The sequence below is a fragment of the Psychrobacter jeotgali genome, from assembly GCF_904846315.1.
Lineage (GTDB): Bacteria > Pseudomonadota > Gammaproteobacteria > Pseudomonadales > Moraxellaceae > Psychrobacter > Psychrobacter jeotgali.
Genome location: NZ_CAJHAF010000001.1, coordinates 962974 through 982738 on the forward strand (window position 1 = coordinate 962974; position 19765 = coordinate 982738).

The 19765-nt window shown below is 44.3% G+C and carries 16 protein-coding genes; 2 read left to right on the forward strand and 14 right to left on the reverse strand.

The genetic code is table 11. From position 1 onward, the window contains the following. Positions 1-22 precede the first annotated feature (22 nt). The 3 genes from JMX18_RS03930 to JMX18_RS03940 all read right to left on the reverse strand — a co-directional run bounded on the left by JMX18_RS03930 (position 23) and on the right by JMX18_RS03940 (position 3977). Entirely contained in the window at positions 23-763 is a 741-nt protein-coding gene (locus JMX18_RS03930) for a peptidase (RefSeq protein WP_201584581.1), read from the reverse strand. Positions 764-813: 50 nt separating this feature from the next. Further along, positions 814-1599, reverse strand: coding sequence for a transglutaminase family protein (locus tag JMX18_RS03935; protein ID WP_201584584.1), 786 nt, complete (start codon positions 1597-1599; stop codon positions 814-816). A gap of 62 nt (positions 1600-1661) precedes the next feature. Further along, positions 1662-3977 carry a circularly permuted type 2 ATP-grasp protein gene (locus JMX18_RS03940; RefSeq protein ID WP_201584587.1) on the reverse strand — a complete coding sequence of 772 codons (2316 nt, stop codon included), beginning with the start codon at positions 3975-3977 and terminating at the stop codon, positions 1662-1664. Between the two features lie 318 nt (positions 3978-4295). Here JMX18_RS03940 and JMX18_RS03945 point away from each other — a divergent pair, with 318 nt between their 5' ends. Next, a complete protein-coding gene (locus tag JMX18_RS03945; protein WP_201584590.1) occupies positions 4296-5039 on the forward strand; it encodes a M90 family metallopeptidase in 744 nt (247 codons plus the stop codon). A 145-nt stretch (positions 5040-5184) separates the two neighbouring features. Here JMX18_RS03945 and JMX18_RS03950 read toward each other — a convergent pair whose 3' ends face one another. From JMX18_RS03950 to JMX18_RS04000, 11 genes are all read right to left on the reverse strand, one after another. Further along, entirely contained in the window at positions 5185-5859 is a 675-nt protein-coding gene (locus tag JMX18_RS03950) for a hypothetical protein (RefSeq protein WP_201584593.1), read from the reverse strand. Positions 5860-6127: 268 nt separating this feature from the next. Then, on the reverse strand, positions 6128-7159 hold the full coding sequence (gene rhuM, locus JMX18_RS03955; RefSeq protein ID WP_201584597.1) for a RhuM family protein: 1032 nt from the start codon (positions 7157-7159) through the stop codon (positions 6128-6130). A 79-nt stretch (positions 7160-7238) separates the two neighbouring features. Continuing rightward, positions 7239-8963 carry a DUF58 domain-containing protein gene (locus JMX18_RS03960; protein WP_201584600.1) on the reverse strand — a complete coding sequence of 575 codons (1725 nt, stop codon included), beginning with the start codon at positions 8961-8963 and terminating at the stop codon, positions 7239-7241. Positions 8964-9064: 101 nt separating this feature from the next. Then, positions 9065-10219: an AAA family ATPase gene (locus JMX18_RS03965; RefSeq protein ID WP_265088810.1), complete on the reverse strand. Its 1155-nt coding sequence runs from the start codon at positions 10217-10219 to the stop codon at positions 9065-9067. Between the two features lie 178 nt (positions 10220-10397). Further along, positions 10398-12497: a hypothetical protein gene (locus JMX18_RS03970; RefSeq protein WP_201584603.1), complete on the reverse strand. Its 2100-nt coding sequence runs from the start codon at positions 12495-12497 to the stop codon at positions 10398-10400. Beyond that, positions 12487-13605, reverse strand: coding sequence for a hypothetical protein (locus tag JMX18_RS03975; RefSeq protein ID WP_201584606.1), 1119 nt, complete (start codon positions 13603-13605; stop codon positions 12487-12489). The genes JMX18_RS03970 and JMX18_RS03975 overlap by 11 nt, the downstream gene beginning before the upstream one ends. Before the next feature lie 2 nt (positions 13606-13607). Continuing rightward, positions 13608-14504: a hypothetical protein gene (locus JMX18_RS03980; RefSeq protein WP_201584609.1), complete on the reverse strand. Its 897-nt coding sequence runs from the start codon at positions 14502-14504 to the stop codon at positions 13608-13610. Then, entirely contained in the window at positions 14501-15646 is a 1146-nt protein-coding gene (locus JMX18_RS03985; protein WP_201584612.1) for a stage II sporulation protein M, read from the reverse strand. The genes JMX18_RS03980 and JMX18_RS03985 overlap by 4 nt, the downstream gene beginning before the upstream one ends. Further along, on the reverse strand, positions 15643-16620 hold the full coding sequence (locus tag JMX18_RS03990) for an RDD family protein (RefSeq protein ID WP_201584615.1): 978 nt from the start codon (positions 16618-16620) through the stop codon (positions 15643-15645). The genes JMX18_RS03985 and JMX18_RS03990 overlap by 4 nt, the downstream gene beginning before the upstream one ends. Next, on the reverse strand, positions 16604-17422 hold the full coding sequence (locus tag JMX18_RS03995; protein WP_201584618.1) for a DUF805 domain-containing protein: 819 nt from the start codon (positions 17420-17422) through the stop codon (positions 16604-16606). The genes JMX18_RS03990 and JMX18_RS03995 overlap by 17 nt, the downstream gene beginning before the upstream one ends. Positions 17423-17484: 62 nt before the next feature. Then, positions 17485-18387 carry a hypothetical protein gene (locus JMX18_RS04000; protein ID WP_201584621.1) on the reverse strand — a complete coding sequence of 301 codons (903 nt, stop codon included), beginning with the start codon at positions 18385-18387 and terminating at the stop codon, positions 17485-17487. Between the two features lie 264 nt (positions 18388-18651). Here JMX18_RS04000 and JMX18_RS04005 point away from each other — a divergent pair, with 264 nt between their 5' ends. After that, a complete protein-coding gene (locus JMX18_RS04005) occupies positions 18652-19653 on the forward strand; it encodes a LysR family transcriptional regulator (RefSeq protein WP_201584624.1) in 1002 nt (333 codons plus the stop codon). The last annotated feature ends 112 nt before the right edge of the window (positions 19654-19765 follow it).

The window sequence follows — 19765 nt, forward strand, 5'->3', positions numbered from 1 at the left end:
TACCTAACTATTTACAAAACAACTAATCCCAATAATCATCAGGGCAGGCAGGCAATTCTACTAAAGTACGGCGTAGCGCCTCAGCCCATTGACGACTGATATCAATAAAATATTCGTCATCCGCTTCAATACGGCGGCCTTTGGGGATGGTTAAGCTATCATTTTGATAAATGACAAAATCTACGGGCATGCCAACGGATAAGTTGGAGTGAATGGTCGAGTCAAACGATAACATTAAAGCTTGAGCGGCATGATTGACCCCCGTATCGTATTTGACCGAGCGATCAAGAATGGGTTTACCATATTTGCTTTCGCCCAACTGAAAGAAAGGCGTGTCCCTCGTGGCTCGAATACAGTTGCCTTCAGGGTAAATCATATATAATTCAGGTGCTTGACCTTTTATTTGACCGCCCAATAAAAACGAGCTGGTAAAGGTACCGCTATTATTATCATTTGCTACTTCCTGTGCATGCACCATAACACTGCGCATGCATTCGCCAACCATTTGTGCTGCATCAAATAAAGTCGCTACGGTATGAAGGTTGTGCTCGTGAAGCTGATTGATATCGTTTTGTAGTTTATTAAACACCGCTTGTGAGGTGGCAAGGCTACCGGCGGTCTGCAAGACTATGAAGCGCTCGCCCTCAACACCGTATTGATAGAGCTTGCGAAAAGTTGAGATGTGGTCAACGCCTGCATTGGTACGGGTGTCGCTGGCAAAAATCATACCTTCTTTTAGACGAATAGCGGCGCAGTAAGTCATAGATTGTCCTAATGAAGTAAAAAGGCGAGCATAGTAAAAATCAGATACGGTTATGATAACCTTGTAACCAGCACTTGACTGTAAAGACTCTCATAACCACCGCCCATGCGCACACCGCGTACTGGTGCTGCATCTGAATAATCGCGTCCAATGGCAACGTAAACATGGGCACTTGGCTGGAACATCTGATTGGAGATATCAAAAGTGTACCAGTAGCCATCAAGCCAAACCTCAGCCCAAGCGTGGCTTGCCATATGGTTTTCGGTATCGTCATATAGATAGCCGGACACGTAACGGGCAGGGATTTGTTTATCACGCAGGCAGCCGACAAACACATGGGTATGGTCTTGGCAAACGCCAGAACCCATTGCAAAAGCTTCGGCGGCCGTCGTGCCCACATGAGTAGTATTTTTTACAAAAGGCATTTTCATGATCAGGGCATTAGCCAACTCTTTGAGGCTCTCAAGGCTATAGTTCTCTAAATAAGGCGCGGCAAACTCACGCATCGCCTCCGAGCACTCGGTAAGTGGGCTTTGTACGGTAAACAATAAGTAGGGGACGTTGTCAGTGTCTTTTAAGCGCTCAGTTTCGGTGTTGATCTCAACGATACCAGATGCCTGCATTTGCAAATTGTCATGAGATTCATTGCGGCTTAAGGTTAACCAGTCATTGCCAAAACCATCTTTTTGACTGGTTGCCACTTTGGGTAGCATGACATTCCACTGGTGAATAACTTGGTGCGGCAATTGCATCGGCGTCATCCGGATATATTGCACGCTGCGCTGGGCAAGCTCTCCGTAGTAATAGTTGGTTTGATGACTGATTTGAAGTTTCATAGTAGTTTCCTATTTAGCTGCTTTCTACTGATATTTTTAATTGTTTTGCTACGTTTTTATAATCAAACGCCTTGCTGGAGAATGATATTAAACTCTTGGCTTATCAGTTTAAAATCACTAAACTGTTTGGACTGAATCATCTGATTGGTTAGGCGAATAAGTTCACGCCAGCGAGTATTTTCTGGTAGCTGATTGATCCAATGTTTAAACGCTAAGCTTACTGCAGTAGTCTCTTCATCTAATAAAACCGCACGCTCAAGCTGTTCAAAATGTCGTCCCAATTGCCAAAAGCAGGTTACCGTCGGGTGTTCTTGTTTCATCGCGGCATTACAGGCGTGTAGCTGTAGGGTCGCTGCTCGATAAGTCCCTGCGCTTGATAGCCTTTTTATGAGGTTATATAGTTCTGCGGTATCTTTACCGATGACCCCTTTAGCTTCTTGGACATTGGTTTCGATGGAGCTGACCACGCTTGGGATTCTTTTCTGCTCCAAATCATAGAGTATTTGCCCTTTCATGACCTTTAGCGAGTCGTTAATATCAGCATCGAAACCTAAATGGTTAACTAGGTGTTGTACTTGCGCTTTTTTGAGATCGCTATTGATCAGCTGTTTGATAATATTGTCGTAGTAATAGAGGCGCTCGCTATATCTGCCAAGCCAAATTAAATAGCTGGCGGTCGAGAGTAGTAATATCATGGGCGCATCATCAAGGTCTTCATAACCGGCTTCGATCGGTTGTACACGGTTGTGATAGCTGGCGTGACTAGCGGCGCTAATTTCTTGATTATGGCTTGAAGCGGCTTTGCTAGCGGTCGATGAGTGGCTTTTGTCCAACTTGCTGTCATCAACTACCCAAGTGTCTTTGATGCCGCCGCCTTGGGAGGAGTTGACAACTAACGAGCCTTCAACCATCGCCACCCGAGTGAGACCGCCCGGCACGATATCTACCGAGCCATCGCCGTGACTTAGGATAAAGGGGCGTAGGTCAATATGACGCGGGGCAATGCCATCGCTGACGGCGGTAGGATTGGTGGACAGTGAAATGGTCGGCTGAGCAATAAAACCGGTAGGATTGGCAAGCAGCCGCTGACGATAATCGCTAATCTCCTGCTTGGTCGATGTCGGTCCGATGAGCATACCGTAACCGCCTGAGCCTTGCGTTTCTTTAACTACCAACTTATCTAAATTATCAAGCACATAAGACAATTCATCCGGCTTACGGCATTGATAAGTTTCGATATTGGGCAAGAGTGGCTTCTCATTTAAATAAAACTCAATCATGTCCGGCACAAAGGCATATAAGCTTTTATCATCAGCAACACCTGTACCCGGAGCATTAACGATGACCACATTGCCAGAGCGATAGGCACTCATTAGACCTGAGACCCCCAAGATAGAGCTGGAGTTGAAGGCTAATGGGTCAATATAAGGGTCATCAATACGGCGATAAATCACATCAACTTGCACTTTACCGCGAATACCTTGCATATAAACCTTGCTATCCTCAACCACCAAATCATAGCCATGAACCAATGGGACGCTCATTTCATGTGCCAAAAAAGCATGCTCATAATAGGCACTGTTAAAGCGCCCTGGGGTTAAGATGACTATTTGCGGATCATATTTGCTGGTTGAGCTCGCAAGACAAGCTTTGAGCCGTTTGGGGTAGTCACTAATATCCAATACGGGGGTATGGGCGAATAAGTCTGAGAGTAAAGTCTCGGATATATTGCGACTCTCAAGCATGTAAGACACGCCGGAAGGGGTACGTAAATTGTCTTCTAAAACACAGAACCGTCCGGTCTCATCACGAATCAAATCAATACCGCTGATGTGCGAATATATCGGTTTATCCAGCTCAATCCCCATCATCCATGGCTCGTAACAACCGCTAGCATAGACATAGCTGGCGGGGACGACACCTTCTTTCATGATAGCTTGATCGTGGTAGATGTCATGCAAAAAGGCGTTCAAAGCCGTAATCCGCTGCTGGCAACCTTTTTTTACTTGCTGCCATTCACTAGCGGCAATAATGCGGGGAATGATGTCAAAAGGTATCATGCGCTCAATATTTTTAGCATCGCTATAAACGGTAAAGGTAACGCCTTTTCGATAAAATATATTCTCAGCTTGCTCATTGAGATGATTGAGCCCATCGACACTGATATCCTCTATCCAGTCGCCAACCGCTTGGGCGACCGGGCGATACTCGCCATTATCTGCCTTGAGCTCATCAAAGCATTGCGGTTTTTTTGCAGGGCTTGATAGGGTAGCTGCAGTAGTAGCCTGACTAGGTTCCGTAGACTGGGTTTGGCTGTGATCTTCGGCTTTATCTTGATTTTGGTTCTGGCTCTGAGACTGGGTGGCTTCTTTATTCATAAATACCTCACGCATCCTTGGTAAAGTCATTATTTATTACAGAACATCAGTTTTATTTGAGCAACATACATCTGATAAATCCGCTATACATCCTGTATCTTATATTGACTATAGCGCGTCTAGGGGGTAATAAACAACAGAGGTTTAGTCTTCTGTGTTATTAAAGTTGTATTATTAAAAGGTTCTAGCGAGGAAAATAAGAAGTGGCAGAATCGCATCTTAACAAAGTTAACTTAACAATCGATGCGTGGCATCCATCCTACACATAGCTCTATAATAGTGAGAAATAAGGTATAAACGCTAATATTAAGGAAAACCATGTTCAACATAATAAAAGACTGGCGCGAGCAGCGCATATTAGATAATAGCGAATTTACTCAAGCGGATTGGATGCAAGCGGCTAAGCGCATTGTGATATTAGACAGACTGAGCAAGGATGAGCTAAATCGCCTATTTGAATTGGCAACTCTATTCTTAGATGAGAAGTCCATCAACGGGGCACAAGGTTTTGAGATTACCGATAGAGTAAGGCTATCTATTGCTTTGCAGGCCTGTTTGCCGATTCTAAATCTAGGACTTGAGTGGTATAAAGGCTGGTCTTCGATCATCATTTATCCGGGTTCTTATAAAAGCGAGACCAAAACCATGGACGAATTCGGCATTGTGCATGAAGGTCAGCAGCATCGTAGCGGCGAGGCATGGCAGCGCGGGCCGGTAGTCTTGTCGTGGAAGGATGCTAAACACTCAGGCGAGCGCGATGGTCATAATGTGGTCATTCATGAGTTCGTGCACAAGCTTGATATGCTCAACGGTAGTGCCAATGGTTTTCCGCCGATGCAGCCTGATATGGATCCTACGCGCTGGACTGAGATTATGACCCGTGATTTTGAAGACTTTCAACAACATCGTAAGTCCGGTCTTGATCGCTATGGTGCAACCAATCCGGCGGAATTCTTTGCGGTATTGAGTGAGGTGTTTTTTGAGACCCCGCAAAAGCTGATTGATGCTTATCCTGACATTTATGACGTTATGGTGAAGTTTTTTCGGCAAGATCCACTATAATAATTATTTATTAAAAAAACTTTATAACCAATAACTTACTTGAGTTTTAGAAGGTTTTTGTAGGGTGCGCCCAGCGCACCAAACATCTAATAATTATAAGCAGAAAGGGTAGTGCGTCACCATTTTTTTTATATAAAACAGTAAGTTAAGTCGTCCATTGTTCATTAACAATAGCAACTAAGTAACGTTGACCTTGATACTCATCGAATACTAGACGCATAATGCGCCAATCCATCCCAGCATATTCTTCCGTGCCTTTATAATAAAACTCAACAAAATCAGAATTTTGGTATATTTTATTAATATTATTAATCATATTACCGCTGTGCTTGAACTCATTGATACTAGGCGTCGATTCATTAAAGGTGCTAGCATCAACCCAAGTGTCGAGATATTCAGGTAGCGGTATGACTAATGGCTCGCCAGTACCATCTAAAGCACCCCAAGTGAAGCGAATTTTGGGCTCTTGCAAGTATTGCGCAAATTGAGCACGGGTAAAGACTTTGTCAGACTCAGGACGCACGTAAGCGTACATTGAGAAACGGACACCACGTGTTGGATGAATATCTTTAACGATTCGAGCATAATCGTTATTAGCTAATGCGCGTTGAATACGTGAAGCTTGCTGGGTGATAGTTTGTTGACTGATATCGGAGGCAATTGGCGTCGATGAGTTATTATTTTGCTGGCTAGAGATAACCGCGTTATTTTCAGCAGAAGATTGACAGCCGGTAACCGCTAGCGCAGCTACAAGACATCCAGTAGCAGATAATCGGTATAAGTGTGATTTAGGTTTATCAAAAATAGATGACGACACCATAATAATATCCTTAATATTAAAGATGCTTATATAAGCGCATAGCTATTAAAGTAGCAGATATTATATGGAGGATATGTAATATTTGGTTTAAGATTCTATTCTTGAATTCTCTAAAAGCCGTTAGTTTGTTTTCGTATAATGTATATTATGTTAAATAGACGCTATTTAGTGCTGTGCTGTATGCTAGTTTAAAGTCTGAGTTGTCAAAACTTAGACTCATTGCTTTGAATTTCTCAGATGCTTGAGTGCTTGATGATACCCTATCCTTTTAACTCTCAAGTGATAACATATTCATAATCAGTTTAATTAGCGTCTCTTTTTGATTGGGGTCTGACTCTGCTACTAGCAAAGTTAAGGCAGCAAGTCCGGTATTATTGATGACCATATCGCCCTCATCATTGAGCAATCTGCCGTTACGATGCAAAAAATCGACAAACAAAAAAGCGCCGCTGCGTTTATTGCCATCCGTAAAGGGATGGTTCTTGACCATAAAATATAATAAGTGCGCCGCTTTACTCTCAATCGTTGGATACGCAGGCTCGCCAAATACCGTTTGCTGCAAGTTGCCCAGCACGCTATCTAAACCGTCACCGCGAGGTCTGGCAAATAGCTCAGTTGCTTCGCCGCGAGATATAAGCTGTGCTTTTAGGTCATTTAATGCGCTCATAGCCTCATCGGTGGTCGGCAAAGTACCACCAGCCTGCCCTGCAGGGTCATCAAGTAGTCCTTCGTCATAGCGTTGCAGCCATAAAAAGGTTTGGGTATAACGACTGATAATTTCAATCAGTCCGCGCCCTTCGTCAGTCTTTAACTCAGGACTTTGGGCAGTCTTTTTAATCAAAGCCAACGCTTGCTGCAATTCGCTAGAGTTTTTATCAAATCGTTGCTGGTTTAGCGTGTAGCCTTGAATAAGGTATTCGCGTAGGCGCTGGGTTGCCCAAATACGAAACTGCGTGCCTTTTTTCGAATTAACCCGATAACCTACTGAGATAATGGCATCCAAATTATAAAAACGAATGTTACGCCGTACTTGGCGTTTACCTTCTTGTCGAACTACCGAGGATTCCTCGGTAGTTGCTTCTTGGTCAAGCTCACCTTCGTTATAGATGTTTTTTAGGTGTAAACTGATAGTATCCGTATCTTTTTCAAACAATACCGCTAACTGAGCTTGCGAAAGCCATAAAGTATCGTGCTCTAGACGAATCTCTATCGCTGTTTGCCCATCATCCGCTTGATATATCTCTATCTTTGATTGGCTATTATCTATACTGTTGCTATCTATGCTATCTATAGTTTTCATTGGTATTCCATTATGAAGATATTATGTCAACTTAGCATTATAAGATGAGAAAATCTAAATTATTGTAGATTCGCTATAATCAGCGCCGACTGAGCGACAAATACGCTTGAATTAACACCGTTGGCAACTGATTGGCCATCGTTTGCAAACACAAGGCTCCGGTTTGCTTACTAAGCCTTTGCTGGAGCTGCTGGCGCGACTGTTGATAGTCGACCAAGGCATGATATAGCAGCGCATCATCCATATTCTCTGGTATGACATCACCGTATAAGCGCTCATATATAGCTTGCTCCATCAGATTGGCAAATACCACGTTATGACGCTTTGAGAGCAGGTTCACCGCTTGGATAAGCTCATCCGATGCCTCGGCACGGGTATTGGTAATGAGCACAATAATGCTGCGCTTTTTAAGCTTCTTCATCAAGTCTTGTGCTGCCATCAGATAGTCGCCGGTTTGCATGGTCGGTTTGATGTCAGCGGTTTCGTTGAGCAGGTCACGAATCAGAGTACTGCCTTTTTTGGGCGGTAAAAAAACCTCAATACCGCCAAAAGTCATCAGTCCCACGCGGTCGCTTTGCTTATTGGCAATATAAGCCAGCAGCAGCACGGCATTAAGCACTTTATCAAAGTAGCGTCCATAACGGGCAATCTCAATACTATCTAAACCTTCATTGTTAATAGTTTCATCAATAGCACTTTCATCATGATACACATCTTGATGGCGCATTTGCTCGCCGCAATCTAACAAGAATACTAAGTCTTGGTCGTTATCATCCTCATAGGACTTACTCATAAGCTTGCGCAGACGCGAGCTGGCTTTCCAGTCGATTTGGCGAATCGCATCACCAGCACTGTATTCACGAAGGTCTAAAAAGTCGCTGCCCTGCCCCTCTTTAGTCAGCGCTTGCACGCCAGCTTGGCGGCTTTTTTCAAAGATAACCGACAACTGATTGTTAAGTAGTCCTGAAAAATCAGCCAATACTCGTAGGTATTGCGCTGAATGGGCTGGCTGGGTAATAGTTGAAGAAGACTTAGGTTTATCATTAGATTGATAATTGGAACCATGAAATGAATGGACAGTAGAAGTATCATTTGCTGGTATGATTAAAGCACGTCGCCACAAGCGCATGGGCGATGCTATTCGTAAATAACTGTCACCAAAATAGCCCGTACCGCGCTCAGATGGCAGCACTGGATAGCAAATGGTTATCGTATTGGCTTGATTATTTGGCGCGGTAGTTGGTGTGCTAGTTGGCTGGTTTTCTATAGTATTTTCTATAGAGTTTGCTGAAGGCGTCAATAGCGGCATATCAAAGGCAATTGACATCGCATCTAGCAAGGTTAAATGATTAGGATAATCATCATAAAACTCTAAACGGATACTTTTTATGAATCCAAGCTTATTAAAAGGTTTAAATGAAGCGCCAGAAAAGCTGAGTGAAACCTCAATATCTATCTCATGATAAATGGGCACATTACTGGGGAACTTGCGGCTAACCTGATAGCTTGATGCCTGACTTATAGCAATAAGCATTATAATATCTAGCACGCATGCGATTACCAATACTACCAAGGCTAGAGCGCACAGATAATATAAAAGGTTTGAGACAGACTCTAACGCAGAACTGCCAAAACCTGAGGTCATATCAAGTGCAGTCGCTACCACTAGCACAAGCCACCAAAGGAGCACTATTTTCACCAGTTTAGTGCTGGGCTGAAACTGGCGCAGTCGTTGCCAAAAGCTAAGTTTGGGCTGAACTTGAATTTGAGAAGATGGCGTGTGTTGAGCGTGCGCTTGATTCATTGTTTTCTCTTTTTTTGCCAAGTGCTACTGGTATAAATTTTACTTGCGTGCTGTATTCACAGAGGCTGCGCAAAATTCATTCCAGCAGCACTGCAATATTTTCATTGCCTCGGCGCTGCCACTGAAGACACCACTTGCTGTATGACTTGCTCGCTCCGTACGCCTTCAATCTGATAATCCGGACTTAAGGTAATACGGTGGCGTAGTACCGCCCCTGCCACACTGACAATATCGTCAGGAGTCACATAATGTCGCCCATTTATCAGGGCTTTGGCTCTTGCGGCGCGTAATAGTGCAATGCTCCCTCGCGGCCCTGCCCCTATGCTAATGCCTTGATGCTGGCGGGTCATACGGGTAATTTGCAAGGCATAGCTCACCACTCTGTCATCTAAGCTGACTACTGCCGCCAGCTTTTGTAATTTGATAAGGCGCTCAGGGCTCATGACTTGCGGCACAGCGGATAAATCAAGCGTTGCGCCAATATTGCCATTGAGTACCGTTTTTAGCATCAGCGCTTCGTTGTCTTCAGTAGGATAATCAATCAGGATATTAAACAAAAACCTATCCAGCTGCGCCTCGGGCAGCGGATAAGTGCCTTCGTGGTCAAGGGGATTTTGGGTAGCGATAGTGATAAAAGGGTCAGCGACATCATAAGTTGTACCCTCAATCGTCACTTGCTGTTCTTGCATGACTTCAAGTAGCGCCGCTTGGGTCTTGGCAGAAGCGCGATTGATTTCATCAGCCAAAAGCAGGTTACAAAACACCGGCCCACGGCGCACTTTCCACTCACCCGTTTGTATATCATATAAGGTATGACCGGTGATATCAGCCGGCATCAAGTCAGGGGTAAACTGTACTCGATGGTAGATGCCGCCGATTGCTTTGGCATAGGCTTTGACCATTAAGGTCTTGCCAAGCCCCGGCAATCCTTCAATAAGCGCATGCCCGCCAGCGATAAGGCAGATACATAGCTGCTCGATAATATCACGTTGACCAATGACGCTACGCCCAACCGCATCCATGAGCGCATGAGCTTGCTTTGCCGCCATTTGCCACGTTTCAGCACTGATATTAGGCATCGTTTCTGGCGATGTTGACTTATGTATGGTAGGTGCAGCTTCTGATAGTGTTTGATTTGCTGATGTCTCGTTTTTAACTTCAGGCATAGGCGTAGTATTAGTACTAGAATTGTTAGATAGACTGTTATCAAAACTATTATTAAGGGCGCTATCGAGATTGGGGTTTGGGTCGGTCATTTTGTTATCCTAAGCTTAGGGTCGGTGCAAATAAGAAGGTAATGATTGTAGTGTGCTATATAGTTGATTGACTTTAAAACTGTTAACGTGCTGCTGGTACAAATTTTACTTGCGTGCTGTGCCTACGCCGACAGAGGCTGCGCAAAATTTATACCAGCAGCACTTTGTTGAACGCCATTTATTCCAGCAGCCATTGTATCGTCCATAACGTTTGCGTCGCTTGGGTAAAAGCAAACGCTTGAGTGCTTTGCTGACCAAGAGCCGCGCGTAATCTGGCAGGTGTTATCGCCGCTTTGATAAAGTCTTCATTAGTAAGCAGCAGATTATTATCGTTATCCTGACTCAAAGCACGGGTATCATTTATATCAACTATATCAGCGTTGGACGCTAATAAAGGCAATGTTAAGCGCTCCTTTTTGGCTTGCAGGCGAGCAAGAAGCAAATGATGTAGCGCTTCAATGGATATAGGGTTTGAGGAGCTATTCCCCGTATTCGGCTGTGCGGTGTCGTTTAGATGCTCATTTATCAATAAACGCACTTTGTCTTTGGTAGCTCGAGTGAGCTTTTGGGCATTATCTTGATGCCAGCCAAAGCGGCCGACTTGGCGAAAATAGCGCATAATATCGCGGCTTTGAGAAGTAGGCAGCAGCGCCATTTTGCCAAAGCGATTGTACAGCGACCACAGCCACAACACCGCCAATAATCCCAGTCCCAATAACGCTGGACGTGCCTGCTTCCATAGCATTAGTGGCAGTGGGTCAATATCAGTATTCGGCAATATCCACACCTCGCTACTGTCCGCAGTCAAGTCGATGAGCCAAGCGGCATTATCGGCGCTAAGCAAGGATAAAACATAACCCGAATCTAGCAGCTCATGCAGCGCTGACACGGGTAGCGCGTCTGTAGTATTGACCTGTTCCTGTTCTGCCCTTTCTATCCCTTCTGGCCCTTCTGGCATCCCCGCCTCTGCAATATCAAGCATCTCAAGGTTAGGATTGGGATTGCTAAAAGCTTCGCTATCGCTAATAACGCTTAAGCGCCCTTGACCAAAAGTCGTATCCAAGTAGATATTATCAGCCGGATAGAACAAATCTACTAGCTTATCATCCTCTAATGCCAGCATAGCAGTTAGCAGTTCAGGCAGTCTTTTGAGAATGTCGCTGTCTTCATCATCTGCTTCATTGTTCGCTACATTTTCATCTTTGATTTGGGCGTTTTTTGATTCATTTGATTTAAAGTTTGGCGCGGCTTGTTTTAAGGCTGTTAAGCTAGTATTAATATAGCGGCGTATAAGAACAGCCTGCGTTTGCTTATCTTTAGGAGCAGAACCTTGGTAAGTCGCTTCACTATCAGGATGTAGCGCCTCAAATAAGGTAGACTCAAGCGCACTGCCATAATGGTCTACCTCGACCATGCGCAGCTGGTCTTGACCGTCACCTAAAGCCAGTAAGGATAACGGCTGGGCTCGTAACAGCTCCTCTATGGTAAGGCTAACAAATGCTTGCGTGGACTTAGCTTGCTCGAGTGCTTGTTGCTGATTTTGTTCTGTTTCAATATCATCAAGTAATCTATCAATCTCAGCTTCTATCTCACCAGAGACCTCAATATCAACCCCGTCAAATGACGTATCATCTGGCTCGACTAAAAAGATACCCAGCTGGTTTAAAAATGCATTACCACTGTCTAATACCGCCATCAGCTCACTCAAACGCTCATCATTAGCGATAGTCTCAGGGCTAGCTTTCTGCGCTTGTAGCGTATCCAAACGCTTTAGTGCCGCTTGCATATCTTCATTATCAGCACTTTGTGCAGTAAAGGTAATCAGGTGTCCGCCCTGCTCTATCCAAGATTTGAGCACATCAAAACGTGCCGGCGTAAGCTTAGTACCAATGCTATTGATAATCAAAGTAGGTCTAGGGCCAGCGCCCGAATATTGGCTACTCTCAAGCTCAGGTAAATCCTCAATCAAGGCTTTTAGGTCGCTATCGAGTAACGTAGTTGCGACCTCATCACCACGCTGCGAGTTAATAAGTAGCTCAGCGGCGTAATACGGATTGTACTGTGCTTGAGGATTAAGGGTATAATCGGTGCGACTCACCCGCTCAAAGTTATGCAAAAACCACCAAATTGACCATATAAATCCGGCAACAATAACCAGTACCATTAGCAAATAAAAAGGACTTATTGAACGTCCGGCTATATGGATTCTGCGCCCGTCAGGTTTAAAGTCGTTGCTTGAGCTGCTTGATGAGCGCTGGCTTGAGGTTTTATTGGACATCAGCGCCTCCTGTGCCTTTAGGGTATTCAGATATAGGTGGCAGATACTCAAGCCATATACCTGCCTTTTCACCCAGCTGGGCGCTTAGCTGCTCAGCGTGCTGCGCTCGAGTGCGCTTATCATAAGCGCTCTGTATCCATAAGCTGATGATTTGGCTAACATAATTGATAGCGCTGTTAGCATTGACAGAGCTATTAGAATGGTTTGAATGGCCAGTGGGTACTGCTAAATCTTCAATTTGCGCCAATTGCTCAATTTGGGCAAGGCACTGTTTTTCAGTAGCAGCGACATTGATAGTCAACTGCTGAGTGGTAGCAAGCCATCTGAGGCTACCGCGATAAAGCAGGGACGCCGCTTGGGTCAGCTTATCCTCAGCAAGGAGTTGTTTGACCCTTTTTGGCAGCTGCTCATGGTCTGGCAGCTGCTCCCATCCTTGCTCGCTATAGCTAGCCACATTGCTATCAATGCTGGTGCGGCGTTTGCTATTTGCGCGCAGAGGATTGACCCAGCCTGCCAGATAACCTGCTCGGCGTAGCACCCAAATGATAAACCCTATCAAAGTGGCTACTAGCAATACTTTTAGTAATAAAGAAAATACATTAATAAAACCGTCAGTATTGAAGCCATCACCAAATATAAACTTAAGTAATTCTCGCAACCAAGTCACATCAGCCGAGCTTTCCTTAGGTTTCTCGATAGCCTCCCACGACTTAATCTCATCGATGTTGGCATAAACGTCGCTGGTGACGATGCGGCTTAAATCTTGACGTACAGCGCTGCTATTTTTTATCGCCGCTTTTGCATCTATACCCTGTTCGCTATCGAAGACGGGCGCTGCATTTTTATTGTCATTGTCGTTGTTAGTGTTAGTGCCATCAGCGCTTGGTATCTCGCTGCTCGAGATAGTGGTGTTCTCTGATATAACCAGCGGCGGTACGGTCGCATCAGGAGTTGCCGCTAAGCTGGCATGATTGAATATCACGACAAGGGCAATGATTAAGGTAGTGGTTAAGGTTAAGCGTACTCGTTTTATAGAAAAAACCTTTTGAATAAAGAGTAAAAACTGATGAGGAGAATTAAAGGGAAAAATAATAGCATCAAAGCGCATCACTATTGCCCCTCAGCGGTATTAGAAGCGCTGCTAATCTGGCTTTGAGTATTGTTCTGAACGCCATCCAAATTATTCAAATGACCCAGTCCACCGGACTCTTGCAGCTCCGCTAAAGGGCTAGCTTGTGATGCCTGATAACGCCCGCGCAACTGCTTAAATACCAACTCTACATCCCAGCCTTCAAGTAGACAGCGTTTGGTCAAATAAACAGCAAAACCGCTCGCTACAAAAAATGGCGCGACGATACTGGCCGCCAAGAAATACAATGCGCCCCAAGCCAGCTCAAGCCATAGCGTTTGATACTCCAAAATCGTAAATAAAGTGTCTGTTTTGACCATGCCCGTAGGTATCAGCTGCCATAGCAGTATCACCGCTGCAATGCTCAGTATGGTCTCAATATTGACCAATACAATCGTATGCCAGCTAAGCCCGCCGCCTTGTCCACGCGCAAGGATTGACAAGCGCATTTTAAATTGAGCTTTGCTTGGTTTTTCAAGCATTAATATCGGCAACATAAGCTGCCTTTGTAGTGACAGCCGCTTTTTAAATAGCAAGATAAAGCCGTAAGATTTAGCACTGCGCCAGCCGCTCTTAATAGTATGCTTGATGGGCGGCGGCTCGGTAAACAACGCTTGTCCTAACCAAGCAATCATGGGCTTCTCGTAAATGGGTTTAAGCCACCAAAAGACCAAACCACCAAACGCGCCCATCGCCACACCAAAATTTATATTAAGCAGCATACCGCCCAAATAAAACAGCACATAAATGGGCAGCGCCATACCTAGCCAAATCTGCCATAACGGTACAAACCAATGCCGCGCCATCGCCATCCCTAAATCCAAAGCTTGCGCGGTGCTCATCGGCCGAATAGCCACTTTCATGCTATCTATATTCATGAGCGCCTCTCTAAACTTTGCGTAACGACTTCTGCTTTATCAGTTTTATCAGTTTCGGACTCTACTGCTGTTGCAGCACCAAACTCTCGTCTGCCTGCTAGGCATAGATAGCCGATGACCATTGCCCATAATAAGGCGGCTACGATATATTTGACTAGGTCTGGTATCAAGGGTGATGACGACCAAAAAGCCTCGATAAAGGCGGCTATAAAGGTCATAGTTGCCGCGCCAATAAGCAGCTCAATACTTTGCTTGCCAGCGATTTTAAAGGCATCGATACGCCGATAGTTGCCGGGCATAAATAGCGACTGCGCTAGCCGCAGCCCCGCCGCGCCGCTAATCACCGCTGCGGTCAGCTCAAAGGAGCCGTGTCCTACGACAAAGGGCCAAAAGGTCTCACCAAAGCCCACGCCTGATAAATGCCCAGCCACGCCGCCGATGACCACCCCATTGTATAACAGGCTAAGTAGCGTACCGATACCGGCGAATAGGCCCATACCATAAATACGAAAATCAATGCCGACATTATTCATAATATAATAGCCAAACATCGCAATATCAGTGTCTGAGCGTCTCTCGCTATCGCGTCCGACCATCTCATTGGCAGGATTGTACATCTCCTCCATCTGATACACTTGCTCGGCTGGCATGACGCTATAGAGCATGTCTGATTGCTCAAAGCTTGCCCAGCCCATCAAAATCGCTGGCAACAAAAAGAACGCCAGACTCAGCCAAAACAGATTGGCATGCAGGCGCAGTCGTACCGGAAAGGTATAGCTAAAAAATCGATAGATGCGGGTCAACAGATGACTATCCCGCTGATATAGATGACGGTGACCTTTGATAACCAGCTCATGCAGATAGTGCACCAGCTGCGGGCTATAGTGGCGCTGTTTTGCTAAGGCATAATGCTGGCAGGTGATGCGGTATAGACTGACAAATTCATAGCCTGAGGCGTTATTGTCGTTAAACGATGGGTTAAGTGCCGTGTTAGAGGCGTTATTCAAATCTGCGGTTTTAGAACGCTTCTTACTATTTTTGCCTTTACAGCTCTTGTCTTTACGACTCTCCAATTGCGCTAACAACTCAGATAGCCGAGTCCAAGTCGCGCTATGCTGGCTTTCAAAGTGCTGCTGCTTCATGAGCGCCTCCCTTTTTGAGAATGCTCGGAGTGTTGAGAGTGCATAGCAGTAGTCGCTTCACTATCAAGCGGCTGACCCTGAATCATCCTAGCTTTTTGTAGCACGGCTTGCTGCACGGCTACTTTTTGCGCCGCAGGGCTTTGCACTGTTGTGGTTATCAGTGGAGTGAGCACGCTGGCAATCTCTTGCTGGCGCGCCTCGGACAAAAATCCAACACGTTCAGTATAAGCAACCAAGGCTTGTTGCTCATTGAGTAGTAGCGGATAAAAAAACAGTGCAGATGCCGAATCAAAAGTAGCGGCAGCAGGGCCAGTAGCAGAAAAGTTATTAGAATGACTTTGAGTATGATGGCTTTGAATATGGTTACTTTGAGTATTATTGTTGCTTAGAGGTTTATGGCTTTGAGCATTTAAGTTTGCTGGATTCTCAGGCGTCGCAAACGACCCATAGATACTTCTATACAACTTGCTCAAGTTATCCTTTTGCTCATAAACCACCAGCGTGCCTGCAACGATATCGCCTAGGCGCTGCGAGCGCTTGGTAAACATAATAGTTAAGATACCGGCGGCAAAACCAAAGGGCAAAAAGTCCGCCACTCGTAATAAGTTACGGGTCAGCGAGGAGGTAAGAGAAATGGGCGTCCCATCATCATGACAGACGTAGATGCCCTGTCTTTTTTTACCCGGGGTCATACCGCGGCGATACACCTCAAAATATACCGGATAGAGCCACGTAATCAAAAAATAAGCAATAGCAATGATACCCGTACCCGCCGTACCAAAAAAGGCGCTGATGCTACCGACAATGATAATAATGACCGCCCGAATAAGGAAATCAATCAACCACGCTGATAACCTTGGGGTAAGCCCCGCTGGCATCAGAGTCAGTAGCAAACCTTCAGGGGTTGGGTGCTTAGCAATATTGTCAATCTGCGCATCACTTGGTATCGTACAAGTATCATTCATTAGTTTCATAGAACAAAGGCGTTTCTGCTATCGTTACAAACTCTTCATAAGTTAAAGCACTTGTCGAGAGCGGCTGTTGATTAACCACATTATCATCAGTAGTCGTAGGAGTATCCGCTGCGCTTTCAGTGGAAGACGTTACTAGGTTATCAGCAGCATCGTTTTTCGCCCTTTCAATCTGTGCTTGTGCATCATCTAGAGTAATTTGAGTTTCTACCAGACTTTCATCTACATAGCTTGGTAGCAGGCTTGGCAATAAAAGCGAGCCTAGAATGCCCAGTACAAAGAAAATAGGAATGAGCATTGCCAGCCAAAACTGACCTTTGGTATAAGGGGCTGGCGGCAGCCCAAATCTATTAATACCCTCATCACCACGCGCAAAAATCAAGTATAGATAAAACAGTAAATTAACCAAAGGGATAAAGGTGATTAGTATCAGCCAGCCCGACTTGTCCAAATCATGCAAGCGCCTACGCGGTAATAAAATAGAGGTGTAGATAGACATAGGAATAATAACGATATAGACCAGTAGCAGCGATGAGCTATTCACGCTATTACCAAATACGCCACTCAAAGCCATCAGGATAAATACTATTACAAAAGCCAGCAATCCCCAAATCATACTAATAGCTAAGTATTGAATACGCCCTACTCGGCCTTCTAAGGAGTACCAACGGCTGCTATTGTAGTGGTTATTATTGAGCTGGTCGGCTGAAAATACAGTGGTGGTTGGAGCGGAGTAATAGTTAGAAGGGTCTGAATGATTTAGTTCAATAGGATTATTTTGCTTCTTTTTTAAGAAATCTTTCATATATATACCAGACAATTGTTTTTCGCATTGCGATTATAACGGACTTTTATTAAAAAATATCGTTATTCTCGATATAAAGTACTTTGCGACTCTTGTTTAAAGTCTTCAATACTGATACCGATAGTTTGGTCTTTCTCCTTGTCAGGAGTTGTTGGCGCTTCTAGGTTTTGATCAGGGTTGGCGTTTTCTACTACTTCATTTTCGATTACAGCTCCTTCCTTTTTTATTATAGTTCCCGTCGTATCCTCTATATCTAAATGGTTGTCTGATATTGTTAGCTCCAACTTTGCTACTGAATCTAATACTGTTGATGCTATCGCCGCTGACTCATCAGTGCTAACCGTATCGCTATCAGCTGGCGGGTTGACCTTCTCTTCTTTAAGTGCTGGTTCAGTATTAATTATTGGAACCTCAGTAGCCGAGTTATTTAAATAAGAGAACTTACCACTAGCTATTACCACCATAATGGCACCGGTGAATAAAACCAAAACGATACTGCTAATAATTAAATTTTTACGACTGATAATATTAAACTTACTCTTCTGTTTATCTTGCTTTGCAGCGAATAAATCTACTTCTGATGGTGATTGTGATACCCCACTGGCATTTATAGAGGGATTACTTTCACCTTGATAGCCAATATCGATATCTGTCGATAAGCTGTTATCCTCTGTTATATCATTTATCGCATTTTGCTCTATAGAATCATTTTCGCCTTGATCTGTATCTTGGTTTTTTAAGTCTTGATCTGAGGTTTTGGAGTAATCCCAAATAGGCAATCCTTCTAGATTTAGGCTTTTGTCCTTGGCGGGGTGTCTGCTTTTTTCTTTATGGCCTATAGCTTCGACGCGCTCAACAAAGCGCTCATAGATTTTATTACTACTTTTCATTCTACGGGTTTTATTACGAGTAGACTTTATTTGATCGGATATGGAATCAACATTATGGTCATTTGAGTCTTTCATAGGCTGCCAAATCAGTTTTATGAATAATCTTAAACACTCGTTAAGGTTACGTTATGCTACTTTATATTACTATTTTGTAACTATATATGATACCTCCTTATAAATCGACTGCTATCTATAGTATTAGGCGGCTTAATAACTCATAAACTGATTAAAATCTGATTAATTAAATACAGCTCACAAAGGCGTGAGACAACTAGCTATAATAAAATACCAGCGATAAAGCCCTTATCGAAAATTGGATATAAAGTTGGAATAAAAATTATGGACCTAAAGCAGCTCAATGCTTTTGTTGCGGTCGCTGATTTACAAAGCTTCAGTGCTGCCGCCAAGATAACCGGACTATCGCAGCCTAGTCTTAGTCGGTTACTTAAGCAGCTGGAAACTGATATGAATGTAGCGCTGATCGATCGTTATCATCGCCCATTACAACTGACTGAAGCCGGCTTATTCTTTTATGACAAAGTTCGGGCGTTACTGATAGAGCTTGATACCATTACTAACATGACCAAGCGTATGTCTGCGCCCAGTAGTGCGCTTAATATTGGTTTTGTACCCTCGGTCCTTTATGGATTATTGCCGGAGATTATCGCCGACTTTAAACACAGCGCGCATCAGGGCGCTAATGAAGCTGACATTGAGGTTAACCTCAAAGATATCAGCTCTTATCAGCAAATCGAAGCGCTTAAGACGGGCGAGATTGACGTAGGGTTTGGCCGCTTTGCTCATCAAGATCCATGGATACAGCAGATATTACTACGTCACGAACGTTATGTAGTGGCGCTGCCAAAGGCCCATCCCCTAGCGCAGAATGAGGAGCAACGCTTAATCGATTTGGCCAATAACCGATTAATTCTATACCATCAAACTCATCTGCCAGTATCAACTACGGCAGCTACTATCATAAAAACCCCAAATGGTATGGATAAAGATATAGATAGTACCGAGCCTGTTACTGAACCCTTGCTACATCTGTTCGCGCAGCACGGTATCACCCCACTTATGACGACTAAAGTCAGTGATTTACAAGTGGCACTGGGTCTAGTTGCAGCGGGCGAAGGCATAACTTTGGTTCCTGCCAGCCTAAAATCTATGCGTACTGAGCAGATAAGCTATCAACCCCTTATCCACGAAAATGTCACCTCTCCTGTCTATTTGCATACGCTAAAAGACTTTATTCATCCCAAAATCCCTGACTTATTGAGATCTGTTTATCAGGTTTATGAGCAGCGGGGTATTACTTACCGAGTTCAGCAGTTTATTTAAGTGTATCAAGCCTATAGCCAACTATTCATTGGCTGTCCTAGTAAAAATAATCATTATCGTCTCAATCTTAGGTATGCTAAAGTCAGCGCTGCTACTTTACATTTGCTTACCT

Excerpts from the sequence above, each read along its gene's own strand:
- JMX18_RS03930 (WP_201584581.1), bottom strand. The coding sequence starts at position 763 with ATGACTTACTGCGCCGCTATTCGTCTAAAAGAAGGTATGATTTTTGCC.
- JMX18_RS03935 (WP_201584584.1), bottom strand. The coding sequence starts at position 1,599 with ATGAAACTTCAAATCAGTCATCAAACCAACTATTACTACGGAGAGCTT.
- JMX18_RS03940 (WP_201584587.1), bottom strand. The coding sequence starts at position 3,977 with ATGAATAAAGAAGCCACCCAGTCTCAGAGCCAGAACCAAAATCAAGAT.
- JMX18_RS03945 (WP_201584590.1), top strand. The coding sequence starts at position 4,296 with ATGTTCAACATAATAAAAGACTGGCGCGAGCAGCGCATATTAGATAAT.
- JMX18_RS03950 (WP_201584593.1), bottom strand. The coding sequence starts at position 5,859 with ATGGTGTCGTCATCTATTTTTGATAAACCTAAATCACACTTATACCGA.
- rhuM (WP_201584597.1), bottom strand. The coding sequence starts at position 7,159 with ATGAAAACTATAGATAGCATAGATAGCAACAGTATAGATAATAGCCAA.
- JMX18_RS03960 (WP_201584600.1), bottom strand. The coding sequence starts at position 8,963 with ATGAATCAAGCGCACGCTCAACACACGCCATCTTCTCAAATTCAAGTT.
- JMX18_RS03965 (WP_265088810.1), bottom strand. The coding sequence starts at position 10,219 with ATGACCGACCCAAACCCCAATCTCGATAGCGCCCTTAATAATAGTTTT.
- JMX18_RS03970 (WP_201584603.1), bottom strand. The coding sequence starts at position 12,497 with ATGTCCAATAAAACCTCAAGCCAGCGCTCATCAAGCAGCTCAAGCAAC.
- JMX18_RS03975 (WP_201584606.1), bottom strand. The coding sequence starts at position 13,605 with ATGCGCTTTGATGCTATTATTTTTCCCTTTAATTCTCCTCATCAGTTT.
- JMX18_RS03980 (WP_201584609.1), bottom strand. The coding sequence starts at position 14,504 with ATGAATATAGATAGCATGAAAGTGGCTATTCGGCCGATGAGCACCGCG.
- JMX18_RS03985 (WP_201584612.1), bottom strand. The coding sequence starts at position 15,646 with ATGAAGCAGCAGCACTTTGAAAGCCAGCATAGCGCGACTTGGACTCGG.
- JMX18_RS03990 (WP_201584615.1), bottom strand. The coding sequence starts at position 16,620 with ATGAAACTAATGAATGATACTTGTACGATACCAAGTGATGCGCAGATT.
- JMX18_RS03995 (WP_201584618.1), bottom strand. The coding sequence starts at position 17,422 with ATGAAAGATTTCTTAAAAAAGAAGCAAAATAATCCTATTGAACTAAAT.
- JMX18_RS04000 (WP_201584621.1), bottom strand. The coding sequence starts at position 18,387 with ATGAAAGACTCAAATGACCATAATGTTGATTCCATATCCGATCAAATA.
- JMX18_RS04005 (WP_201584624.1), top strand. The coding sequence starts at position 18,652 with ATGGACCTAAAGCAGCTCAATGCTTTTGTTGCGGTCGCTGATTTACAA.